At 67.3% G+C, this 22,400-nt stretch carries 18 protein-coding genes, 1 tRNA gene and 3 pseudogenes; 10 read left to right on the top strand and 12 right to left on the bottom strand.

The genetic code is table 11. From position 1 onward, the window contains the following. Positions 1–173: 173 nt before the first annotated feature. Complete coding sequence (locus tag C7T91_RS06885; RefSeq protein ID WP_108258846.1) at positions 174–446, bottom strand: amphi-Trp domain-containing protein; 273 nt, start codon at positions 444–446, stop codon at positions 174–176. Between the two features lie 14 nt (positions 447–460). After that, positions 461–1,573, bottom strand: coding sequence for a metallophosphoesterase (locus C7T91_RS06890; RefSeq protein ID WP_236638071.1), 1,113 nt, complete (start codon positions 1,571–1,573; stop codon positions 461–463). A gap of 301 nt (positions 1,574–1,874) precedes the next feature. On the opposite strand from C7T91_RS06890, the gene C7T91_RS06895 reads away from it, so the two are divergent. Continuing rightward, on the top strand, positions 1,875–2,789 hold the full coding sequence (locus C7T91_RS06895) for an ABC transporter substrate-binding protein (RefSeq protein WP_108258619.1): 915 nt from the start codon (positions 1,875–1,877) through the stop codon (positions 2,787–2,789). Next, entirely contained in the window at positions 2,782–3,069 is a 288-nt protein-coding gene (locus C7T91_RS06900; RefSeq protein ID WP_108258620.1) for a hypothetical protein, read from the top strand. Before C7T91_RS06895 ends, C7T91_RS06900 begins: the two co-directional genes overlap by 8 nt. Before the next feature lie 859 nt (positions 3,070–3,928). Here C7T91_RS06900 and C7T91_RS06905 read toward each other — a convergent pair. From C7T91_RS06905 to C7T91_RS06915, 3 genes and pseudogenes are all read right to left on the bottom strand, one after another. Beyond that, positions 3,929–4,004: transfer RNA gene (locus C7T91_RS06905), tRNA-Thr, on the bottom strand. Positions 4,005–4,544: 540 nt separating this feature from the next. After that, a pseudogene (locus C7T91_RS06910) lies at positions 4,545–4,850 on the bottom strand (DUF2852 domain-containing protein); the annotation flags it as partial. Between the two features lie 708 nt (positions 4,851–5,558). Further along, a complete protein-coding gene (locus C7T91_RS06915) occupies positions 5,559–5,786 on the bottom strand; it encodes a hypothetical protein (protein WP_108258622.1) in 228 nt (75 codons plus the stop codon). 8 nt (positions 5,787–5,794) lie between these two features. On the opposite strand from C7T91_RS06915, the pseudogene C7T91_RS34965 reads away from it, so the two are divergent. Continuing rightward, positions 5,795–6,205, top strand: a pseudogene (locus C7T91_RS34965) (hypothetical protein); the annotation flags it as partial. A gap of 154 nt (positions 6,206–6,359) precedes the next feature. On the opposite strand, the gene C7T91_RS06920 reads toward C7T91_RS34965, so the two are convergent. The 4 genes from C7T91_RS06920 to C7T91_RS06935 all read right to left on the bottom strand — a co-directional run bounded on the left by C7T91_RS06920 (position 6,360) and on the right by C7T91_RS06935 (position 12,009). Beyond that, a complete protein-coding gene (locus C7T91_RS06920) occupies positions 6,360–7,790 on the bottom strand; it encodes an aldehyde dehydrogenase family protein (RefSeq protein ID WP_108258623.1) in 1,431 nt (476 codons plus the stop codon). Positions 7,791–7,801: 11 nt separating this feature from the next. Then, complete coding sequence (locus tag C7T91_RS06925) at positions 7,802–9,091, bottom strand: NAD(P)/FAD-dependent oxidoreductase (RefSeq protein WP_108258624.1); 1,290 nt, start codon at positions 9,089–9,091, stop codon at positions 7,802–7,804. 112 nt (positions 9,092–9,203) lie between these two features. Continuing rightward, the gene (locus C7T91_RS06930) at positions 9,204–10,598 is read right to left on the bottom strand and encodes an aspartate aminotransferase family protein (protein WP_108258625.1); all 1,395 of its coding nucleotides are present in this window, start codon (positions 10,596–10,598) and stop codon (positions 9,204–9,206) included. A 28-nt stretch (positions 10,599–10,626) separates the two neighbouring features. Then, positions 10,627–12,009 (bottom strand): glutamine synthetase family protein, encoded by a 1,383-nt coding sequence (locus C7T91_RS06935; RefSeq protein ID WP_236638072.1) that lies wholly within the window; start codon positions 12,007–12,009, stop codon positions 10,627–10,629. A 200-nt stretch (positions 12,010–12,209) separates the two neighbouring features. Between C7T91_RS06935 and C7T91_RS06940 the strand changes: the two genes are divergently transcribed. The 7 genes from C7T91_RS06940 to C7T91_RS06970 all read left to right on the top strand — a co-directional run bounded on the left by C7T91_RS06940 (position 12,210) and on the right by C7T91_RS06970 (position 18,557). After that, on the top strand, positions 12,210–13,298 hold the full coding sequence (locus tag C7T91_RS06940) for a polyamine ABC transporter substrate-binding protein (RefSeq protein WP_108258626.1): 1,089 nt from the start codon (positions 12,210–12,212) through the stop codon (positions 13,296–13,298). A 73-nt stretch (positions 13,299–13,371) separates the two neighbouring features. Next, positions 13,372–14,511 (top strand): ABC transporter ATP-binding protein, encoded by a 1,140-nt coding sequence (locus tag C7T91_RS06945; RefSeq protein ID WP_108258627.1) that lies wholly within the window; start codon positions 13,372–13,374, stop codon positions 14,509–14,511. Continuing rightward, positions 14,508–15,398, top strand: coding sequence for an ABC transporter permease (locus C7T91_RS06950; RefSeq protein WP_108258628.1), 891 nt, complete (start codon positions 14,508–14,510; stop codon positions 15,396–15,398). The genes C7T91_RS06945 and C7T91_RS06950 overlap by 4 nt, the downstream gene beginning before the upstream one ends. Further along, positions 15,395–16,210: an ABC transporter permease gene (locus C7T91_RS06955; protein ID WP_108258629.1), complete on the top strand. Its 816-nt coding sequence runs from the start codon at positions 15,395–15,397 to the stop codon at positions 16,208–16,210. Before C7T91_RS06950 ends, C7T91_RS06955 begins: the two co-directional genes overlap by 4 nt. After that, on the top strand, positions 16,207–17,538 hold the full coding sequence (locus C7T91_RS06960; RefSeq protein WP_236638073.1) for a glutamine synthetase family protein: 1,332 nt from the start codon (positions 16,207–16,209) through the stop codon (positions 17,536–17,538). Before C7T91_RS06955 ends, C7T91_RS06960 begins: the two co-directional genes overlap by 4 nt. A 123-nt stretch (positions 17,539–17,661) precedes the next feature. Beyond that, a complete protein-coding gene (locus C7T91_RS06965) occupies positions 17,662–18,213 on the top strand; it encodes a flavodoxin (protein ID WP_108258630.1) in 552 nt (183 codons plus the stop codon). A gap of 38 nt (positions 18,214–18,251) precedes the next feature. Beyond that, entirely contained in the window at positions 18,252–18,557 is a 306-nt protein-coding gene (locus C7T91_RS06970) for a 2Fe-2S iron-sulfur cluster-binding protein (protein ID WP_108258631.1), read from the top strand. 900 nt (positions 18,558–19,457) lie between these two features. Here the strand turns inward: C7T91_RS06970 and C7T91_RS06975 are convergent. The 3 genes and pseudogenes from C7T91_RS06975 to folE2 all read right to left on the bottom strand — a co-directional run bounded on the left by C7T91_RS06975 (position 19,458) and on the right by folE2 (position 22,335). Then, the gene (locus C7T91_RS06975) at positions 19,458–20,798 is read right to left on the bottom strand and encodes a gamma-glutamyltransferase family protein (RefSeq protein ID WP_236638074.1); all 1,341 of its coding nucleotides are present in this window, start codon (positions 20,796–20,798) and stop codon (positions 19,458–19,460) included. A gap of 109 nt (positions 20,799–20,907) precedes the next feature. Beyond that, positions 20,908–21,153 (bottom strand): annotated as a pseudogene (locus C7T91_RS39165) (heme-binding protein); the annotation flags it as partial. Between the two features lie 81 nt (positions 21,154–21,234). Next, positions 21,235–22,335, bottom strand: a complete 1,101-nt coding sequence (gene folE2, locus C7T91_RS06985) for a GTP cyclohydrolase FolE2 (RefSeq protein ID WP_108258632.1) — start codon at positions 22,333–22,335, stop codon at positions 21,235–21,237. Between the last annotated feature and the right edge of the window lie 65 nt (positions 22,336–22,400).

Here is a 22,400-nt window from a genome sequence, read left to right on the forward strand (position 1 = left end):
GGGTGTCCGGATTTTGGGGACCACCTCAGGGAAAGGGGCATCACGTCCCGACGCAGACTTCTGCTACATTGCCCAGCGGACGACAGGATGCCTTGCAGCAGCGGTGCCGCTCCGGCGCCGGGGCGCGGTCTCGCCTGCGGAGCCCGCAAAGGGCTCCGCGCTGCGGGGAGCGCTCAGGAGCTGATCTTGGGCGCGCCCTTCTGGGCCGGTTCCGCCGCGGGATCGGTCCAGGAAACGCGCAGGCTGACCCGGCATTCGCCGTCCTCGCGCTCGGCGCGCAGGCGCAGGTTCATCAGCCCGGCGGTCTGCAGCACCATTTCGCTGTCATCGTCGCCGAGCGTCAACTCGCCCTTGGAGAAGCCCTTGGACAGCGCGGTCAGCAGGGTCTTGATCGTCTTCGCGTCCTGCAGGGAGTCATGCGAGAAACGGGTGGTCTTGTCGGCCATTGCGGTCCTTCCGTTCAGGCGGCGCGCCCGGGCGCGAAATGCTTGGCACGCGGATAGTCGCGGCTGAGACCGATCACATCTCCGCTGGGGAAGATCAAGGTCGCGCCGGCGCCGATGCCGTCGAGCCCCTCGAGGCTGCGCGAGGCGCGGTCGAGCGTGACATCGGCCTCGAGATGCAGCAGCCCCTGCTTGGCCAGCAGCCGCTGGCCGGCATGGTTGTTGACATGGCCCTGCACCACCATGTGGATGCCGCGCCGGTGCAGGAGCCCGACGCCCTCCTCGCCGAGCGCCCAGTCGGAGGCGCGGTACTTGGTCCGCACCAGGTTGGCGAGCGGGCCGAAATAGAAATCGAGCGTCGGGGCCTCGGCGCCCGCGCGGTAGGCGGCATTCACCGCCCCGGTGCCGCCCTCGGCCAGCAGCCGGCACATCCGGTCGCAGAGCCCGGCATGCACGAAAAGCAGCGAGCCCATGCGCGCGACCACATCCATTTCCTCGTAGAACCAAGCATAGGCGCCGCGCGGGGCGAAGAACACGTCCCGGCATTTCAGCACCGCGGCCAGCAATTCGCGGCCCGACAGCCCGGTGCGGTCCAGAGCCTTGGCGAACTGGCCGCGTTTCTCTTCGAGCTTGCGGATCTCCTTGGCGATGGCCTTCTCCGGCAGGCGTCCCCGCGCGGCGGCCGCGAAGGTGGCGGGCCAGTCCGGACCGGGCGAGAGCCGTGCCAGGCAGGCGGCGTCATCCGGGAGCGCCGCCAGATCCTCGGGCGTGACGAAGCGGTCGAAGACTTCGCGCAGCGCCGGCAGGATCTTGCGGCCCATGCGCAGGAAAATGTGCTCGGTCATCGGCGTGCGCGGGCCAGCCAAGGCGGTGACGGCGAGCCGCAGCCGCAGGTCGTGATTGCCCGCAAGGATGGTCAGCGCGGCGCCGGTGGCGCGCAGATCGGCCAGCGCGTCGAGCATCGCGAGATTGCTCGGGCCCTTGTCGAGGCAGTCGCCGCCGAGGATGATCCGCGCCGCGCGGCCGAACTCGGTCAGCTCGAAGCCCTTGCGCCCGAATGCGGCTGACGGCAGCAAGCTGACGGCGCAGAAGCCTTCGCGGTCCTGGCCGGGCACCAGCCTGCGGGCCACGGGGCCGTTACCGGGCAGGCAAGATGACGAAGGCATCCATGGCCGCGTGGTCGGACAGGCAAAGCGGCACGCGCCCGATGCCCATGCCCGGCGGCAGGCTGGCCCGGCCGCTTGGGGTGCTGCGGCTGAAATCCGCGGGAGACCCGGCGCACGGCTCCATGATTCCGACGGAACGCAGGCCTGGCCCGCCGCGGGCGGTTCCAGGGCGCTTCGGCCTTTTGCGCGCGCCACACGCGGTCTTGCCTGTTCCGTCCCGTCCAAGTATGCGTTGTATGATTGTATAACAATCTAGAGGTGCCAAATGTACCGGCTGACCATGAATCTCGGCGATCCGACCGAGGCGCGGATCTACTATCTGCCGCATGTGCTTGCGGAGCGGCTGGGCTTCTTCGCCGGGCAGGGGCTCCGGGTGGAGGCCGTGCAGAGCCTGTCGGGCGGCCAGACCGTCAATGGCGGCCAGATCCCCTCGGTGCTCGACGGCAGTGCCGACCTGACCATCGGCGGGCCGATGGTGACGATGAAGCTGGCGGAAGAGGGGCAGCGGCTGGTCAGCTTCGCCGCCGCGGTCCGGTCGAACCCCTGGGTCGTGCTCGCCCGCGAGCCGGTCCCTGGCTTCGCCCTGTCCGACCTGGCCGGGCAGCGGGTCTTCGACCTCGCCAAGATCGGCACGGCGGGCTTCATCTTCGATGCGGTCATGGCCGAGCAGGGGATCGCGGCCGAGCGCGTGGAGCCGGAGGCCGCTGCAACCGTCGGCGACTTCCTCGCCTCGGACATGGACTTCGCGATCCATCACCTGCATGCCGCCGCGCCGCTGATGGCCGAGGGGCGAATCCATGCCCTCTGCAGCCTGGCCGGGGCGACCGGCGGGGTGCCCTGGAGTGCCTATATCGCGCGGCCCGGAGCGATCGATGCCGGCCCGCAGGCCTTTGCTGCCTTCACCCGGGCCATCGCCCAGGCGCTGGCCTGGCTCGCGGAGGCGGATGCCGGGAAGGTGGCGGAAACGGTCGCCCCCGCCTTCCCCGATCTCGCGCCGGAGGTGATCGCGCGGATCGTCGATCTCTACCGCACGGCCGGGCTCTGGCCGCAGGACCACCGCATCCCGGCCGGGGACATGCTGCGTTTCGGACGGCTGCTGAAGGCCTCCGGCTGGCTCCGGGAGCTGCCCGATCCGGCGGGGCTGACACGGGATCTGCTGGCGGAGGCGGCCAATGCCTGACCTGAGGATTTCCGGCGCTCTCGCCATCTGCCCGGACGGTGCGCAGCCGCTCGACGTCACCGTCACCGGCGGCACCATCGACGGCCTGCATGCCCCGGGAACCGGACCGGAGGCGGCCCGGACGATCGACGCCGGCGGGCTCTGGCTCATGCCCGGCGCGATCGACGCGCATACCCATTTCACCGCCTGCGGGCCGGATCGCGGCGCGGAGGTCTTCGAGAGCCACTTTTGCATGCTGAGGCACACCTGGCACGAGTCCGGGGAGCGATGGAGCTGGTAGATCGAATTCATGGTTAACGCGATCTGCCATCCGGCTGCCTGGCAGCCTTCGTCATGTCTCGCGTTACGCGACCGTCCGTTCTCGGAATTCCCCGTTTGCAACGTGGGAGCTGGGAACACGTAAGTCCGGACGGCAGCAACCCACCGGCAAAACAAACCCATTTAAATCCACCGTTGACGCCGAGGCGCTGGTCCTGCTGCGCCGCGTCCCAGACGGGCTTCGCCTCCAGGTCATCCCGCCTCAGCACCTCGATCGCTCCAAATCCGGCCGACAGGACGACGGTAACGCCAGCGTCCAAGGCGTAGAGCTGGCGCCGCACAGCCTCGAAGCGAACTCTTCGACAACAACATCGCGCCCGACGACTCCCGCGCGGCCATGACGAGGCAGGCGCTGGAAAGCGACGGGGTGAGCCCGTCACTCCTGTCCCTGTTCTTGGGACACGGCTGCCTGTGGGACGCCCTTCGGAACATCTCCCCGTAACAGGTTGCTCAACGAAAAGGTGAGAGCACCTAGGGACCGGCACGGCCGCCGAAGGGGCCTGGCGCCTAGCATTGATCGGCTTGATCGGATTTGGCTACGGGTCCCTCTTGGCCGAGGAGCACAGCCGGGGGGCGCGCGGAGCCCGACTCTAAACGATTCGCCCTATGCGCTTAAGGACTGACCTCACTTTAATGTATATACATAATAAATATGGAAACTTACCGTGAAAAATTCTAGCTTCAATCCTCACCATGGAGGGGAGTAGCATATTAGCCTCGTCCCCTGTGGGAGCATACGAAATTTGTCGCCCAATTGTCGCCCATCTCAGCGCAAGAGGCCCCCGAAAATCGCAAAACCGGCTCTAAGTTCTTGATTTTATTGGTGCCCCCACACGGACTCGAACCGCGGACCCACTGATTACAAATCAGTTGCTCTACCAGCTGAGCTATAGGGGCATCGACGCTCTGAATGGGGCCTGGACTTAAGGAGAAGGTGTCCCAACCATGCGTCGATTTCACGGCAGGAATATCAGGTGACTGGAGTCTCTGCAAGACGGAGCCGGACCGCCCGGTCCCTACGCTGCGCCCGCATGGCCGCCAGTTGATGCGGACCGTCCGGGAGTCCACTTACGATCCCACCTTGTTCCTTTTTTCACCTTCCCTGGAACTGCCCCCTCCTGCATTCAGACGGGCGGGACAGGATGGCGCATGGCCTGTCGGCCGGGACGGAAGGCGGCGGTTCCCGCGGAGATGCTGCCGCCGAACACCGAGCCATGTCGCGCCATCGCTCCGGGCGGCCATCGCGAATGCCCTGGAACCGCTTGGCGGTTGGGGGCGGGATATCGCGGGCGGCGCTCCCCAAGTGGCGCGCCGAGGCGCGGGCGGAGGGAAAGCTGCTGCCCGAGGCCGACGCGCCTGCCGAAGACCGGACGTCCCGGGACAGTCGCCGGGGACCGCCACCGGTCCGGGAGGTCGCGGGTTCGAGCCCCGTCAACCGCGCCACCGCTTCAGGAAGTCCTGGAAGGCCTCCTGCTCGTCCTCGAGGCGGCGCAGGGTCTCGGCCTTGTAGGCGTCGAAGGCGCTGTTGCCGGAGGACTGGAAGGCGTATTTGGCGGTCTTCATCTTGCGGGCGTTCTTGCAGCCGGAAAACATGCGTTTGCTCCAGATCATGTAGGCGAGAAGGGCGAGGCCGACAGGCCAGAAGAATATGAAACCGAGAACCATGGCCGCGATCCAGGCGCCCTTGCCGCGCTGGTCGAGCCATTGTTCCGCCTGGCCGGGCCAGGAAGCGACTGCGTTCATCTTGGTCTCCCTTGGTGTGTCCTTGATGTGAATTCCTTTCACATCCCCTAGATGTGAAGCCTCTTAACTTCTATCAAGGGCGGATGTGAAAGTTTTTCACATCGGGGCCTGCCGAGCTGGCGGCGGCGCCATGGCGTCGGTGGCCAGCCTCGAAAACCTCCCGGGTCATCGGCAGGAGGCGCTCGTCGGCCATCTGGCGAGGAGCCAGGCATCCGGACAGGAGCTGCCTTCACCTTGTGGCCTTGAAGGAAATGGTCCCGATGGAGATTGCAGGCTGGTAGATGCCGGACCGTCTACGGAACAGACCCGCGGTCGATGGGATGCGCATGGCGCGGCAGAATTGCCGACCGGCGCCGGGGCTGATCTGCCATTCGGACAGCAATGGTGTCCTGGCCGGAGCACCTGAACGTTCTTCGCCTTCCCTGTGAGTTCCAACCTGGTTGCGACACCGGTTCCGGTTCAGATCAGCCTGGCGCGTTCTTCGCGGAAAGCTTCGGCCAGGATTCGGTCGCCGAGGCACTTCCCCGGCGAGGCGTTGAGGCGGTCGCAAATCGACCTCATGGATCGATTTGGGAGCGCCAACACCGCGGTGTCCCGGGGCAGGCAGCGGCGCACGCGGCGGTTCAGGGTCTCGATCTGGCCCTTCTGCCACGGTGCCTGCGGGTCGCAGGGTGAGCCATCGCGCGGCCGCCGGTCCGAGGCCGATGGCTACCGCGCCCTGTGGCCATGCCGGTGCCGAGCTCCCGCCAGGCGCCGAAGCCGCACCTGCCGTCCAAGATGCCCGACCGCCGGACCGCCAGGGGCAAGGGCATCGATGATCGTGTCCGCCACCGGACCGGGCTTGCGGTCGCTGTTCCGGATCAGCACCGCGAAGCGGGTCCGGCGCTCGGCCATGGACAGCACGTTGGCGTCGCCGAGCGCCTCGCGGAAGATCATGAGAACATTCGCGGCCGCACTGCGGCCACGACCGCCGCTCATTTGCTGCAAGTTCCACCTCGCGATGGACACGGCGACCGGCGATGTCCGGGCGGCGGAATTTACGTCCAGCCGCGGCGGCGGCAGTTGGGAGCTGCCGGAATTCTCCGGCCAGCCACCGCAGGATGAAAAGATCGGCACCGCAACGAGCGGGTTGCCAGCGGATGCGCCCTCGCCCGTCGGGCGCGGTCCGATGGCGCCGCGATGGGGCAATGCCGGGCACCGCTGGCGACGCCTTGGGCACGCGCCGCTTCCATGCGAAGATCTTGGTGCGTGGCGCCACGGCGGTCATTCCCATCCGCAGGAAGGGCCGCCTCCGGAAGGAGGACTGCCCGGCCGCCCTGGCCCTCAGCGGCATCCCGCGGGCAACCCAGCGCGTGAGCCGCGTCAGCGGGCGCGACCTGCCGCAGCCTCGGCACCTGCCCGAACAACTGAGCGGTTCCGCGCCGCGGAGACCCGGCAAGGGGCCGACCGGCCCCCTGCCCTTCCTGACGGCCGCCCCGCCTCGGCGGAGCGGCCTTCAGCCTGACCGCCTCACGGGCGGGACACGCATTTCGTTTCCAGGAAATCCTCGATCCCCATCTCGCCGCCCTCGCGGCCGTTGCCGGACATCTTGTAGCCGCCGAAGGGCGAGCCGTAGTCCAGATCCGAGCCGTTGAGCCGCACCATGCCCGCGCGCAGCCGCCGCCCGACCGCCATCGCCCGGTCGAGATCGCCCGACTGCACATAGGCAGCGAGACCATAGGGCGTGTCATTGGCGATCTTCACCGCCTCGTCCTCGTCGGAATAGGAAATCATCGCCAGGACCGGGCCGAAGATCTCCTCCTGCGCGATGGCCATGCCGTTGGTGACATCGGCGAAGACCGTCGGCTGCACGTAATAGCCGTGGTTCAGCCCGTTCGGACGGCCCGTGCCCCCCGCCAGCAACGTCGCGCCCTCGTCGATGCCCTGCTGGATCAGCGCCTGCACCTTGCCGAACTGGATGTCCGAAGCCAGCGGGCCGATATGGCGGCCATCTTCGGCCGGATCGCCGACTTCGGTCGCCTCGGCCGCCGCCTTCGCCACGTCCTTGGCGCGCTCGTAGAGCGAGGCCGGGACCAGCATCCGGGTCGGCGCGTTGCAGCTCTGCCCGGTATTCATGAACACCGCCCGGCAGCCCTGCTTGACCGCAGCCTCGACATCGCAATCGTCGAGCAGGATGTTCGGCGACTTGCCGCCCAGCTCCAGCGCGACGCGCTTGATGTTGGCCGAGGCGTCGATGCTGATCTGCTGGCCGGCCCGGGTCGAGCCGGTGAAGCTCATCATGGTGACGTCGGGATGCTTCGACAGCGCCGCGCCGACCTCCGGCCCGGTGCCGTTGACGAGGTTGAACACGCCCGGCGGCACGCCCGCCTCGTCGAGGATTTCCGCATAGAGCAGCCCCGAGAGCGGCGTCAGCTCCGAGGGCTTCAGCACCATGGTGCAGCCCGCCGCCAGCGCCGCCAGAACCTTCAGCGCGATCTGGTTGATCGGCCAGTTCCAGGGCGTGATCAGCCCGCAGACGCCGATCGGCTCCTTCACGATGAGGTCGCCCTGCAGGTTCTCGAATTCGAACTGCATGTGCTCCAGCGCGCGGACGAAGCCGTCGAGATGCCCGATCCCGACCGCTGCCTGGGCATTGCGCGACAGCCGGATCGGCGCGCCCATCTCCGAGGTGATGACCTGCGCCATCTCCTCGGACCGCTTCTCGTAGACCGCGCGGATCGCGGCCAAGAGCTCCAGCCGCTCGGCCTTGCTGCTGCGCGAGAAGCTCTCGAAGGCGTTCAGCGCAGAGGCCACGGCGCGGTCCACGTCCTCGGCATTGCCGAGCGCGATCTCGGCGATCTGCTCTTCGGTCGCGGGGTTGATCACGCCCATCCGGTCCTGCCCGGAGGGCTGCATCCAGGTGCCCGCATAGTAGAACTTGTCGGTCTGAAGTGCGGTCATCTCATTACTCCTTAGAACCGGTCACGCAACGCGTACCATGTCATTGCGGCGGCCAAGAGCGGCTCCCTGAGCGCCACGCCGCCGGGAAATTTCGAGGCGGGCAGTCCCGCCATCAGGTCGAAGTCCGCACGGTCGCCGCCGACCGCGTGGGCCATCATCTTGCCCGCCAGCGTGCCCATGGCGACGCCGTGGCCGGAGAAGCCCGAGGCGCTGAACACGCCCGGAGACACTTCGGCGAAATGCGGCAGGCGCTGCATGGTGATGCCCAGCGTGCCGCCCCAGGCATGGGTGATCTTCACGTCCGCGAGCTGCGGAAAGACCTGCAGCATCGGCTTCCGGACCTTGGCGGCGATGTCGGACGGGAAGCGGTAGCCATAGCTCTCGCCGCCGCCGAACAGCAGCCGCCCGTCCTCGCTGAGGCGGAAATAGTTGATCACGAAGCGCGAATCGCCGACCGCATGGCCGTTGCGGATGATCTCCGCCGCGCGCTCGCCCAGGGGCTCGGTCGCGGCGATGAAATTGTTGATCGGCATCACCCGCTGGGCGAGGCCCGGCAGCAGGTTGTTGTGGTAGCCGTTCAGCCCCAGCACGACTTTTTCGGCGCGGATCCGGGCGCGGCCGGTGACGACCGTGGTGCCCTCGATCCCGGTGATCCGGCTGTCCTCGTGCAGCGCCACGCCGGCGGAAAGGCAGAGCCGCGCCAGCCCGAAGGCGTAGCGCAAGGGGTGCAGATGCGCGCCGCCCATGTCGAGCGTGCCGGAATGGTAGCCGGGGGAGCCCACCTCGTGGCGGATCTCGTCGCGGTCCAGATAGCGGATCAGCTCGTAGCCGTAATGCTGCGCCATGTGATCGGCATGGGCGCGGCTGTCATCGGCATAGCGGGCGCGGTGATCGGCATGGATGATGCCCTGCCCCCAGCCCGCATCGCCGCCCGCCTCCTCGACGAGCGCCTTCGCCAGCGCCACCGACTCGAGCCCGATCTCCCAGAGCTTCCGCGCGTCGTCGATCCCGACGAGCTTCTCCAGCTCCATCTGCTCGACCCGCTGGCCGGTGCCGACCTGGCCGCCATTCCGGCCCGACGCGCCGGAGCCGATCCGGTTGGCCTCGACCAGCACCACGCTGTGCCCGGCACGGGCCAGGTGCAGCGCCGCCGACAGCCCGGTGAAGCCGCCGCCGACGACGCAGACATCCGTCCGGATTTCGCCCTCTGCCGGCGGGAACGGCCCCGGCGCGTCGGCGGTCGCAGCATACCACGACCGCGGAAGTTCGCCCTCGGGATCGTTGATCCTCAGGATATCCATCAGCGCAGCTCCGCCCGGGAAACCGGGCCCGCCCGGCAGGACTTGCCTGCCGCGAGGGGCGCCCCGGCCGAAGGTCTCCCTGCGGCTGGTCGCACGTCCGCCGGGCTCCGGATCATTCCGCGGCCTGCCAATGGCCCTTCGCCTTGACCTCTTCGAAGGCCTCGTCCAGCGCCTTGCGCGCCCGTTCGATCAGCAGGTCGACTTCGGACCGCGAGATCACCAGCGGCGGCGAGATGATCATCCGGTCGCCGACATGGCGCATCACCAGGTTGTTGGCAAAGCAGCGCTCGCGGCAGATATAGCCGACCGTGCCTTCCTTGGCGGCGAATTTCGCCCGTTTCCCGCGGTCCGGCGTCAGCGCCAGCGAGCCCATCAGCCCGGCGATCTTGGTCTCGCCCACCATCGGATGGTCCCCGAGGCTCTCCCAGGCCTTCGCCAGATAGGGCGCGGTCTCGGCCCCGGCCCGCTCGACGATGCCTTCCTCGTCGAGAATGCGCAGGTTTTCCAGCGCCACCGCCGCGGCCACCGGATGGCCGGAATAGGTGTAGCCATGGGCAAATTCATCGGCCGAGTTGATGGTCTTCGCCACCTCGTCCGACACCATCGAGGCGCCGATCGGGATGTAGCCCGAGCTCAGCCCCTTCGCCAGCGTCATGATGTCGGGACGGATGCCCATGGTCTGCGACCCGAACCACTTGCCGGTGCGGCCGAAACCGGTGATCACCTCGTCGACGATCAGCAGGATCTCGTATTTGTCGCAGATGCGCTGGATCTCGGGCCAGTAGGTGGCGGGCGGCACGATCACGCCGCCGGCGCCCTGCACCGGTTCGGCGATGAAGGCCGCGACGCGGTCCTCGCCCAGTTCCAGGATCTTCTGCTCCAGCTCCTGCGCGCGCATCAGGCCGAAATCTTCGGGCGTCATGTCGCCGCCCTCGGACCACCAGTCAGGCTGGTTGATATGGACGATGTCCGGGATCGGCAGGCCGCCCTGCTTGTGGATGCCCTTCATCCCGCCAAGCGAGCCGCCGCCCATGGTCGAGCCGTGATAGCCGTTCCAGCGCGAGATCACGACCGACTTCGACGGCTTGCCCTTCGCCGCCCAGTAATGCCGGACCATGCGCAGGTTGGTGTCGTTCGAATCCGAGCCGGAGCCGTTGAAGAAGGCGTGGTTCAGATCGCCCGGGCACAGTTCGGCCAGCCGCGCGGCCAGCTCGATGGCGGGCACGTGGCTGGTCTGGAAGAAGGTGTTGTAGAAGGGCAGCTCCTGCATCTGGCGCATGGCGGCCTCGGCCAGCTCCTTGCGGCCATAGCCGATGTTGACGCACCACAGCCCCGCCATGCCGTCGAGGATCACCTCGCCCTCGCTGTCGGTCAGGAACACGCCCTTCGCGCTGGTGATGATCCGCGCGCCCTTGGCGTTGAGCGCGTCGCCATCGGTGAAGGGATGCAGGTGATGGGCGGCGTCAAGCGCCTGCAGCTCGGCGGTGGGCAGGTGGTTCAGGGGCATGGTCGGTCTTCTTTGCGTCGCGTTGCGATTACACGTTGAGCATCAGGTGCTGGCGTTCCCAGGGAGAGATCTCCTGCCGGAACTCGTTCACCTCGGCGGACTTGATGGCCGCATAGAGGGCGCAGAACTCCTCGGAGAGGACTTCCCGCACGGCGCCGGCCTCCTCGAAGGCGGCGAGCGCTTCGTAGGCGCCCTCGGGGATGGTCTCGCCGATCTCGGTCCAGACCTCGCCGACCGCGGGGGCGCGCGGCTCGATCTTCTCGACGAGACCCATATAGCCCGCGGCCAGAGAGCCGGCGATGGCCAGGTAAGGGTTCGAGTCGATGCCGATCACCCGGTTCTCGACCCGGCGGTGCTCCGCGGGCGAGGACGGGATGCGCAGCCCGGTGGTGCGGTTGTCGGCGCCCCATTCCAGGTTGGTCGGCGCCGAGAGCCCGCCCGAGAGGCGGCGGTAGCTGTTGATGTAGGGGGCGAAGAGCGGCATCAGCATCTGCACGTAGCGCTGCGAGCCGCCGATGAAATGGTAGAATTCCGGCGTCTCGCGCCCGTCTTCGGCGGTGAAGATGTTGCGCCCGGTCTTCGCGTCCAGCACCGACTGGTGGATATGCATCGCCGAGCCCGGCTCGTCGCGCATCGGCTTGGCCATGAAGGTGGCGAACATGCCGTTCTTCAGCGCCGCCTCGCGGATCGTCCGCTTGAAGTAGAACACCTGGTCGGCCAGCCACAGCGGGTCGCCATGCAGCAGGTTGATCTCGATCTGCCCGGCGCCGCCTTCCTGGATCAGCGTGTCGATCGCCAGGCCCTGCGCCTCGGCATAGTCGTAGATCGTGTCGATGACGCGGCCGTATTCGTCGACCGCCGACATCGAATAGGCCTGCCGTCCGGTGCCGCGCCGGCCGGTGCGCCCGACCGGGGGCTCGATCGGCTCGTTCGGATCGACATTCGGCTTCGTGAGGTAGAATTCCAGCTCGGGCGCGACCACCGGCTGCCAGCCCTTGGCGGCGTAGCGGTCGAGCACCCGGCGCAGCACGTTGCGCGGCGCCACCTCCAGCACCTCGCCCGCCCGGGTCTGCAGGTCGCAGATCACCTGGAGCGTCACGTCCTCCTCCGCCCAGGGGGCGGCGGTGGCGGTGTTCATGTCAGGGACGAGGATGATGTCGGTCTCGGTCCATTGCTGGTCGATCTCCTCGATATCGACCCATTCGCCGGTAATCGTCTGGTAGAACAGCGAGATCGGCAAATGGAACCGGCTCTCGGGATTGAACTTGTGGAACGGCATCGCCTTGCCGCGGGACTGCCCGACGAGGTCGGGAATGACGCATTCGACTTCTTCGATTCGGCGGTCGCCGCGATAGGCCTGGAACGCCAGCGGAAGCTTTTCCCGCCAGTCGGCGGCAATGTCGGAGGGCACGGAATTCACCTGTGGATCACGAACGGAAAGGCCGTCCGGCAAAGCCCCGGCGGCTGCTGATGCGTACCGTGCGTAGGAACGCGGCAGGTGTCAATCATGACGCTTGGCAATTCCGTGACTGTCGCACGGGCACTCTTGCGGAGGGCCGGAAATCTTCACAGAGTGACCGCAGAACAAGGGTTCAATGGGGAAAACCAACAATGAAGAAGGCACTGCTGCCGCTCTCTGCGGCGCTGCTCTGCGGGACCGCGGCCCTCGCCGCCGAGGGCACCGTCCATGTCTACAACTGGTCGGACTACATCGACGAGGAGCTGCTGTCGAAGTTCGAGGAAGAGACCGGGCTGGAGCTGGTCTACGACGTGTTCGACTCGAACGAACTGCTGGAAACCAAGATGCTGGCAGGCGGTTCGGGCTATGACGTCGTCGTCCCGACCGGCACCTTCCTCGAGCGCCAGATCCAGGCGGGCGTGTTCCAGAAGCTCGACTTCGCGCAGTTGCCGAATTCGGAAAACCTGTGGGGCGTGATCAAGGACCGGACCGCGAAATACGACCCCGGCAACGCATATTCGATCAACTACATGTGGGGCACCACCGGGCTCGGCGTGAACGTCGCGAAGGTGCAGGAAGTGCTGGGCGAGGGCGCGCCGATCGACAGCCTCGAGCTGATCTTCAAGCCCGAGAACATGGAAAAGCTGGCCTCCTGCGGCGTGCATTTCCTCGACGCGCCGACCGAGATCATCCCGGCCGCGCTGCGCTATATCGGCGAGGATCCCGACAGCCACGACACCGACGTCATCGAGAAGACCGAGGACGTGCTGATGGCGGTGCGCCCCTACATCACCAAGTTCCACAGCTCGGAATACATCAACGCGCTCGCCAATGGCGAGATCTGCGTGGCCTTCGGCTGGTCGGGCGACATCCTGCAGGCCCGCGACCGGGCCGCCGAGGCCGATAACGGCGTCGAAATCGCCTACAACGCGCCGAAGGAAGGCGCGCTGATGTGGTTCGACCAGATGGCGATCCCGGCGGACGCGCCGAATCCCGAGGGCGCCATGGCCTTCCTGAACTTCATCATGGATGCCCAGAACATGGCGGCGGCGTCGAACTACGTCTATTACGCCAACGGCAACGAGGCCTCGCAGGAATTCCTCGCCGAGGACGTGATCGGCGACCCGGCGATCTATCCCTCGGCCGAGACGCTGGAAAACCTCTACACCGTCACCGCCTATGATCCCAAGGTGAACCGGGTCGTCACCCGGCTCTGGACCAAGATCAAGTCGGGCACCTGAGCCTGGCGGCCGGACCGCGCCGCAAGGGCGCGGTCCCTTCCTTTTCAATGATGTGAAGCGTTCCGGGTCTGCCATGGATACAAAGCCTTCCCCCGCCCCCTTTGCCCCCTGGACCGACCCGGCCGCCGTGCCGCTGATCCGTTTCGAGGGCGTCACCAAGCGTTTCGGAGATTTCACCGCGCTGCAGGGGATCGACCTCCAGATCTATCCGCGCGAATTCTTCGCCCTGCTCGGCCCCTCGGGCTGCGGCAAGACCACGCTGATGCGGATGCTGGCGGGCTTCGAGACGCCGACCGAGGGCACGATCTGGCTCGACGGCCAGAACATCGCGCCGGTGCCGCCGAACAAGCGCCCGGTGAACATGATGTTCCAGAGCTACGCGCTGTTCCCGCATCTCTCGGTCTGGGACAACATCGCCTTCGGTCTGCGCCGCGCAGGCCAGGACAAGGACACGATCAAGGCGCGCGTCGAGGAAATGCTGCGCCTCACCCGGCTCGACCAGTTCGCCCGCCGCAAGCCGCACCAGATTTCCGGCGGCCAGCGCCAGCGCGTCGCGCTCGCCCGCTCCCTCGCGCTCGGGCCGAAGCTGCTGCTTCTGGACGAGCCCTTGGGCGCGCTCGACAAGAAGCTGCGCCAGGACACCCAGTTCGAGCTGATGGACATCCAGGAGAAGACCGGCACGACCTTCGTGATCGTCACCCATGACCAGGAAGAGGCGATGACCGTCGCCTCCCGCGTCGCGGTGATGGATGCCGGCCGCCTCTGCCAGATCGACACGCCGCAGCATATCTACGAGACGCCGAATTCGCGCTACGTGGCGGATTTCATCGGCGAGGTCTCGATCATCGAGGGCCGCGTCGACAGCCTCGGCGAGGAAATCGGCATCGCCTATGCCGAGGGCCAGAAACCCGTGATGACCCGCACCGGCGGAACCGAGGTCGCGCTGGGACAGAGCGTGTTCTACGCCATCCGCCCCGAGAAGATCTGGGTCGGCGCCGAGCCGCATCCAGACCGGATCAATTCCGTCGAGGGCACGATCGTCGATATCGGCTATCTCGGCGATGTCAGCACCTACCATGTCCGGCTCGACAGCGGGCAGATGATCAAGGCGCTCATGACCAATGCCGAGCGCTATGCCGCCAGCCGCTTCACCTGGAACGACCGGGTCTGGCTGAGCTGGAGCCGCCATGCCGGGGTGGTGCTGACCTCATGAAGCTGAACCCGCGCCGCTTGGTCCTGATCTCCGTTCCCTATGCGTGGCTGCTGGCGCTGTTCATGGTGCCGTTCCTGATCGTGCTGAAGATCGCGCTGTCGGACACCGCCATCGCCATCCCGCCCTACATGCCGACGCTGGACCTCGCCGCGGGCTGGTCCGGGATCCGGGACTTCTTCTCCGAGCTCGATTTCGAGAATTTCACCTGGCTGGCCGAGGATGACCTCTACTGGAAATCCTATGTCTCCTCGCTCTGGATCGCCACGGTCTCGACCTTCTTCACGCTGCTGATCGGCTATCCGGTCGCCTATGCGATGTCGCGCGCCCGGCCGGAATGGCGCCCGCTGCTGATGATGCTGATCATCCTGCCCTTCTGGTCCTCGGCGCTGATCCGCGTCTATGCTTGGATCGGCATCCTCTCGAGCGAGGGCTACCTGAACCAGGTGCTCTTGGCGCTCGGGCTCGCCGACACGCCGCTGAGCATCCTCAACACCCAGACCGCGGTCTATATCGGCATCGTCTACACCTACCTGCCCTTCATGATCCTGCCGATCTACGCCACGCTCGAGAAGATGGACGAGAGCCTGCTGGAGGCCGCCGAGGATCTGGGCTGCACCCGCATCTCGGCCTTCTGGCGGGTGACCTTCCCGCTGTCGCGCCCGGGCGCGATCGCCGGCTGCTTCCTGGTCTTCATCCCCTCCCTGGGCGAATTCGTCATCCCCTCGATCCTCGGCGGATCGCAGACGCTGATGATCGGCAAGGTGCTGTGGGAGGAATTCTTCAACAACCGCGACTGGCCGGTGGCCTCCGCCGTGGCGGTGGTGCTGCTGCTGATCCTCGTGATCCCGATCGTGCTGTTCCAGCGCAACGAGGAGAAGAACGCATGAAACGCAGCATGTCCGTCTTCAACGTCACCACGCTGACGCTGGGGCTCGCCTTCCTCTACCTGCCGATGCTGCTCCTGATGGTCTACAGCTTCAACAGCTCGCGGCTGGTGACGGTCTGGGCGGGGTTCTCGACGCAGTGGTACGGCGAGCTCCTCCGCAACGAGCAGTTCCTCGACGCGGCCTGGGTGACGCTGCGCGTGGCCGTCGTCTCCTCGACCATCGCGACGGTGCTGGGAACGATGGCCGCCTGGGTGTTGGTGCGCGAGCGCCGCTTCCTCGGCCGCACGCTGTTCTCGGGGATGATCTACGCGCCGCTGGTGATGCCCGAGGTGATCACCGGCCTGTCGCTGCTCCTGCTCTTCATCGCGATCGGGCTCGACCGGGGCATCCTCACCATCATCCTGGCGCATACCACCTTCTCGATGTGCTATGTCTCGGTGGTGGTCTCCTCGCGGCTGGTCAGCTTCGACCGCTCGCTGGAAGAGGCCGCGCTGGATCTGGGATGTTCGCCGATGCAGGCCTTCGGCCATGTCACCCTGCCGATCATCGCCCCGGCGGTGATCTCGGGCTGGCTGCTGGCCTTCACCCTGTCGCTCGACGACCTGGTGATTGCCTCCTTCACCTCTGGTCCCTCTAGCACAACGCTTCCGATCAAGATATTCTCGTCCATGCGCCTGGGCGTCTCGCCCGAGATCAATGCGCTGTCCACCATTCTGATCTCCATCGTTGCCGTCGGGGTCGTGGTTGCGGCCCTCGTCTCGAAGAGTCAGATTGCGCGGCGGGAGATCGAGGAACGGGAAGGCCAGAAGTGACATTCGAAGAAGAGTACAAGGCCTATTGCGCCGAGCACGGAGAGCCCGAGCGCATCGAGCTCCTCCTTTGCGACCTGAACGGGATCTTCCGCGGCAAGTGGATGCCCGGCGACCAGTGGAAGAAGATCGCCAAGGGCGCGGTCCGCATCCCCTATTCGACCTGCGCCGTGTCGATCCGCGGCCATGAGGTGACCGAGACCGGCCTCGGCATCGTCGTCGGCGATCCCGACGGCGTGCTGGTGCCGGTGCCGGGAACGCTGCTGCCGGTGCCATGGGCCGACCGCCCCACCGCGCAGGTGCTGGTCGATCTGGAGGAAGAGCTGGGCAAGCCCTCGGATCTGAGCCCGCGCACCCTGCTGAAGCAGGTGCTGGCGCGCTTCGCCGCCAGGGGCTGGACCCCGGTCGTGGCGCCCGAGCTTGAATTCTACGCGCTCGAGCACCGCGAAAGCGTCGACCATCCGCCGCAGCCGCCCGAGCGCACGCCGCCGGCCCAGAACTACGACATGGAGGTCATGCACCGCGCCGCTGCCTGGCTGGACGAGATCGGCGACATCTGCGCCGCGCAGAACATCCCGACCGACACCGTCACCGCCGAATACGGCCCCGGCCAGTTCGAGGTGAACTTCCATCACGGCCCGGCGCTGCGCTCGGGCGACAATGCCGTGCTGTTCCGCCGGGCGGTGCGCGGCGTGCTGGGCCGCCACGGGCTCGAAGGCACCTTCATGGCCAAGCCCTATGGCGACGAGCCGGGCTCGGGCATGCATGTCCATGTCTCGGTGCTGGACAAGGACGGAAAGAACATCTTCGACGAGACGGGCGAGCCCGGGCCCCTGCTGGCCTCGGCCGTGGCCGGCACGCTGGCGACGATGCGAGACCTGCACGCGATCTTCGCACCGCACATGAACAGCTTCCGCCGCTTCGGCGCGCTGAGCTTCGCGCCGAACGCTCCGGAATGGGGACTCGACCATCGCGGCGTCGCGGTGCGGCTGGCCGAATCGAGCGGCGTCGCCGCGCGGCTCGAACACCGCATCGCCGGGGCGGATGCCAACCCCTATCTGGTGATCGCCGCGATCCTCGGCGGCATGCTCTACGGCATCGAGCGCGGGCTGGAACCGGGGCCGATGATCGACGAGGAGCACGAGCCGCCGGAGCCGCTGACCGCGCATTGGGAACTGGCCGTCGATCGATTCGCCAAATCCGAGATCGCCGCCGAGATCTTCGGCGAGGCGTTCCGGGACGTCTTCGTCGCGGTGAAGCGCAAGGAGATCGAGGAGCTGACCACGATCATCCCGCCGCTGGAATACGAGACCTACCTGACCCGGTTCTGACCGTAGGACAGCCGACAGGTCCTGTCGGGTTTCCCGCAAAACACCGCCATCCGGCCGCCCTGCGCCGGATGGCACGCCCCCTGCTCGGCTCCCTTGCACGCCAACCGCAACAGGGGACAGGACATGGCAAAGATCGGCCTCTTCTTCGGCACGGACACGGGCAAGACCCGCAGGATCGCCAAGCAGATCAAGAAGAATTTCGACGACGAGACGATGGCGAAGCCGCTGAACGTCAACCGCGCGACGGTCGGGGACTTCATGGCCTACGACTTCCTGATCCTCGGCACGCCGACCCTGGGAGACGGCGAACTGCCCGGCCTCGCCACCGAGGCGCAGGAGGAAAGCTGGCTCGAATTCCTGCCCAGGATCGAAGATCAGGACTTCACCGGCAAGACCATCGCGATCTACGGGCTCGGCGACCAGATCACCTATCCAACCGAATTCGTGAACGCGATCTTCCTCTTGCACGAGTTCTTCACCGATCGCGGCGCCACCTGCATCGGCAGCTGGCCGTCGGAGGGCTATGGCCATGAATTCTCCACCGCCGAGGTCGACGGCGAATTCCTCGGGCTGGCGCTCGATCTCGACAACGAGGCCGCGCTGACGGACGGGCGGGTGTCGAAATGGCTCGACCTGATTGCCGCAGGGATGGGGCTGCCCGCGCACGCCGCCTGATCCCGCCGCCGGGGCGCCGCAACAGGAAAGGAGACGCCATGGGCATCGTGAGACTGATCGACAGGCAGGGCAACCGGCACGAGCTGCAGGCGCTCGAAGGCTGGCGCGTTATGGAGATCCTGCGCGACTGGGGCATGTTCGTGCCGCCCCGCTGCGGCGGATCGGGCCAGTGCGGCATGTGCCACGTCAAGGTCGCGGAGGACTGGAGCGGCAAGGTTCTGCCGCCGGGCGAGCTGGAGGCGAAGGTGCTGCCGCTGCTGCCGGGACGCGGCGAGACCTCGCGGCTCTCCTGCCAGATCCTGTGGTCCGAGACGCTTGACGGACTGACCGTCGCCTTGCCCTGAGGGCCTGCCGGGCGCGGCCGTCAGGACGGGACGGCCGGCGCGCGGAACACCCTGGGCGCGGTCGCGGGCCAAGCGCCCGGGCCGACAGCTCCAGCCCGGTGGCGGCCCGGATCGCGCCGCATCCGCTGCCGGCATGTGCGAGCCGCAAGCTGTCGCGATGACCCCGTGCGCCGAGCCATTCGCGTGGCGCAAAGACATGGGCCGGCGACTGCGTGGCAGGATGCCCTTGCCGGCCAGCTGGACAAGCGTTGCCAGCCCCGGAGGGGTTCTCGCCGGGATGGGTGAGCCAGAGCCGTTCCATCGGTTCGCCGCCAGGGCGCATGGCCGGCGACCGTCGAGATCATCGGTCCCCCGGTGCGGATCGGCCGGAGCCTTTGGTCGAAGCTTTTGCGGCAGCCCGGCCCCGGGAAAGCGGTCCGTCGGAGCGTTTTCCGGCCCTCGGCAGTCCCGAGAGCTGCCCTACTCCGCATCGGCGGCCTGCGCGCCGAAGGCGGCTCTCCGAGATCGCACCGCCCGGACCGAGGGCGACGCGACGGGCAATTCTCTCGGACCTAAGGCGTTCCACTGGCCCGATCCTTCCCGAGTTCCTTCAGGTGCCTGGATTGGCCGGTCTGCAGACCGGCACTGGCCGCCGCCCGTCGGGCTCGAAAGCCTGCGTCAGGGAGGACAACCGTCAGGGAGGACAACTATTCCGGGGGCAGAGCAGGTAGCTCGCAGTGCGCCAGGCGATCTTCCGGCAGCCTCCAGTTCACGGCACCCGGCCCGCAGGTTCCAGCCGGCCACACCACCCGCCATCGGCAACCGCAATGGCAGTTGGTGCGCTGGCCCGACCCGGTTGCCGCCTGTTTATCGTCCATAGGGCAGCCGGGTCGGGCTTTCCCTCCGCTTGAAAGCCAGTGCTCAGATATGGAAGGACACGCCCTCGTCGGCAAAGCCGCCGCCGAGCGCGAAAACCGTGCCGTCGGCACGCCAGCAGGCCGCGCCGGTCATCACCCCTTCCGGGCCGAAGCCGATCGCGTTCATGCCGCCGCCGATATGCGGGACGATCCGCACCTCGTGTCCCTTGGCGCGCAGCGCTTCGGCATGGTGTTCGTAAGCCGGCTCCAGCTCGACATGCGCGCCTTCGGTCCAGATCCGCGGCGCCTCGACCGCCTGCTGCACGCTCATGCCATGGTCGATCAGGTTCAGGATCGCCTGCATCGCCGAGGGGAAGATCCTCAGCGCGCCGGGCAGGCCGAGCGCGAAGCGCGGCTTGCCGTCCTTCAGCACGATCATCGGCGCCATCGAGGTCGGCACCCGCTTGCCCGGCGCGATCGACAGCGCCTTTCCGGGATGCGGATCGAAATTGTACATGTAGTTGTTCGGGATGATCCCGGTTCCCGGCACCATGAACCGCGCGCCGAACAGCCCGTTGATCGTATGCGTCGCCGAGACGATCATGCCGTCGCCATCGGCCACGGTGATATGGGTGGTGTTGTTGCTCTCGTAGCCCGGCGGCACCGCGCCTGCCCCGCCCAGCCCGCGCATCCGTGCGCGGCAGGCCTCGCCATAGGCTTTGGAAATGAGCTTCTCCACCGGGATGTCGACGAAATCCGGGTCGCCCGAGGCGGCGCGGCGGTCTTCGAAGCCGATCCGGATCGCTTCGGCCACCAGATGCAGCCGCTCGGCGGAGTCGAAGCCCATCGCGGCCAGGTCGAAGCCCTCCAGGATGTTCAGCATCTGCGCGACATGGACGCCCGAGGAAGCGGGCGGCGGCGGGCCGACGATGTCATGGCCGCGATAGCTGCCGAAGACCGCCTCGCGCTCGCGCGCCTCGTAACCTTCGAGATCCGCCATCGAGACCAGGCCTTCGCCGCCGCCATCCTGCGCCAGGCGGTCCGCCAGCGCCTGCCCCAGCGCGCCGCCATGCAGCGCCGCAGCGCCCTCGCGCGCGACCAGCCGCAGGCTTTCGGCATAGTCGCCCTGCACGATCCGGTCGCCCGCCTTTGCGGGCGCGCCTCCGGGCAGGAAGATGGACGAAATCACCGGGTCGTTGATCATGTCGGCAGCGTGGCGCTCGATGTTCGAGCTCAGGTAATGCGTCGCGCGGAAGCCCTCGGCCGCCCAGCGGATCGCCGGAGCGATGACATCGGCGAAGGGCAGCGCGCCATGGGCGGCATGCATCGCGCACCAGCCGCGCAGGTTGCCCGGCACCGCAACCGAGGCCGGACCGACCAGGTTGCGGCGGCCCTCGGTCTCCATGTAGTCGGGCAGGCTGTCGGAGACCGGGCGGAACTGGTCCGGCCGCGCCCCCCCCGCCCCAGGCCAGCAGGCGCGGCCGGGTCGACAGCCCCAGCGACTGGACCGGATCGCCCGCCTTCTCGGCACCGAAGGCCTTGGTCGCGCAGCGCATCGCCGCCGCGGTATAGGCCTTGTCCTGCGCGATCTCGAGGATCGCGGGCACCACGCCGTCCATGCGCAGCGAGGCCAGCACCGCGCCCGCCGGATCGGCCACCGCGACGGCGACCGCCCAGTTCTTCGAGCGGGAATAGTCGAAGGCGCGCGACACCAGCCGGTGCGCCGCCTCCGCCGAAAGCTGGGATTGATGGAAGATCATGGCGCCCTCCCGAAGCCGCTGTCCCCTGGACCGAGTGGAACACGGCCCGCGCGATGGCGCCAGAACAATCCGCGGCCGGGCTCAGCCGGCGTGGATCAGCGAGCCGAAAAGCCGCGGCTCCAGCGAGACCTGCGCGAAGGTCGGCCCCTCGGTCAGCACCGACACCGCGTCATGGCTGTGCAGGCTTTCCTGATGGCTGGCCACGACGCGGAAATCGCCGACGCGCGGTTCCGCCAGAAGCATCCCCGCGAAGCTGCGGGCCGCGTCCTCGACGAAGATCGGGTTGGCGGCATTGAGTTCGGCAAAGGCCTGTTCGTCCTCGCGCTTGACCATGACCTGGGTCTCGGTCGGCACGGCGCGGCGGCAGAGTTCCACCAGATCCTCGAACCACAGCACCCCGGCGCTGTCGTCCAGCTCCACCGAAATCCGGGCGACCGAGCGCTGCGAATGCGGCGTGGCGAGCTGGCCGCGCTCGCGGCGGGCATGTTCGCTGAGTTCCAGCGAGCACGGGCAGGTCGAGCTGTAGACATAGTCGAGATGGACGATCTTCTGCCGGACGCCGTCCTGTTCGACGACTTCCAGCGCGATGTCGTAATACTGCCAGCCGGACAGGCCCGAGCGCAGGCTTTCCACCTGCATCGGGAAGCTCAGGCGCATCTGGATGCGCGCGTCGAAGCTGCCGAGATCGGCCTTGTAGCTGTCCAGAACCGCCTCGATCACCTCGATCGAGAACGCCTCCTCGGCGCGCTTGTAGAAGCTGCGCATGATCCGGGACATGTTGATGCCCTTCTTGTCCGCTTCGAGGCTGACCGTGCCGGTGACCGCGGTCTCCAGCACCATGTCGCCCGAATCACGGGTGCGGAACCGGATCGGCAGGCGGAAATTCGAGATGCCGACATGCTGGATGCGGGCATTGGCGCCGCGGATCAGGCTCGACGGCCCGTTCTGCAGGTCCGGAAGCGTCGCGCGATAGGCCTCGTCGGCAACGAAGTCTTCGGAAAACTGGCGCGACAGAACGGGATAGCCCGAAGCCTTGCCCGGCATCAGGGTCTGGACGGCCGGATCGAGCGTCTCGATCTCGGCCGCGCTGGCCTCCCCGGCCCAGCGGCGCAGCAGCTCAAGCGCCTGCGCGGCGTCTTCCCGCGTCGGCTCCCTTTCGGGCCTGGGCGTATGGATATTCATGGCCGAAGATCCCCGTTCCGTGACAACGCGGCTTTATGTGGGGCGCATGCCCCTCTTGTCCAGCA

The sequence above is a fragment of the Mangrovicoccus ximenensis genome, assembly GCF_003056725.1.
GTDB classification, from domain to species: Bacteria; Pseudomonadota; Alphaproteobacteria; order Rhodobacterales; family Rhodobacteraceae; genus Mangrovicoccus; species Mangrovicoccus ximenensis.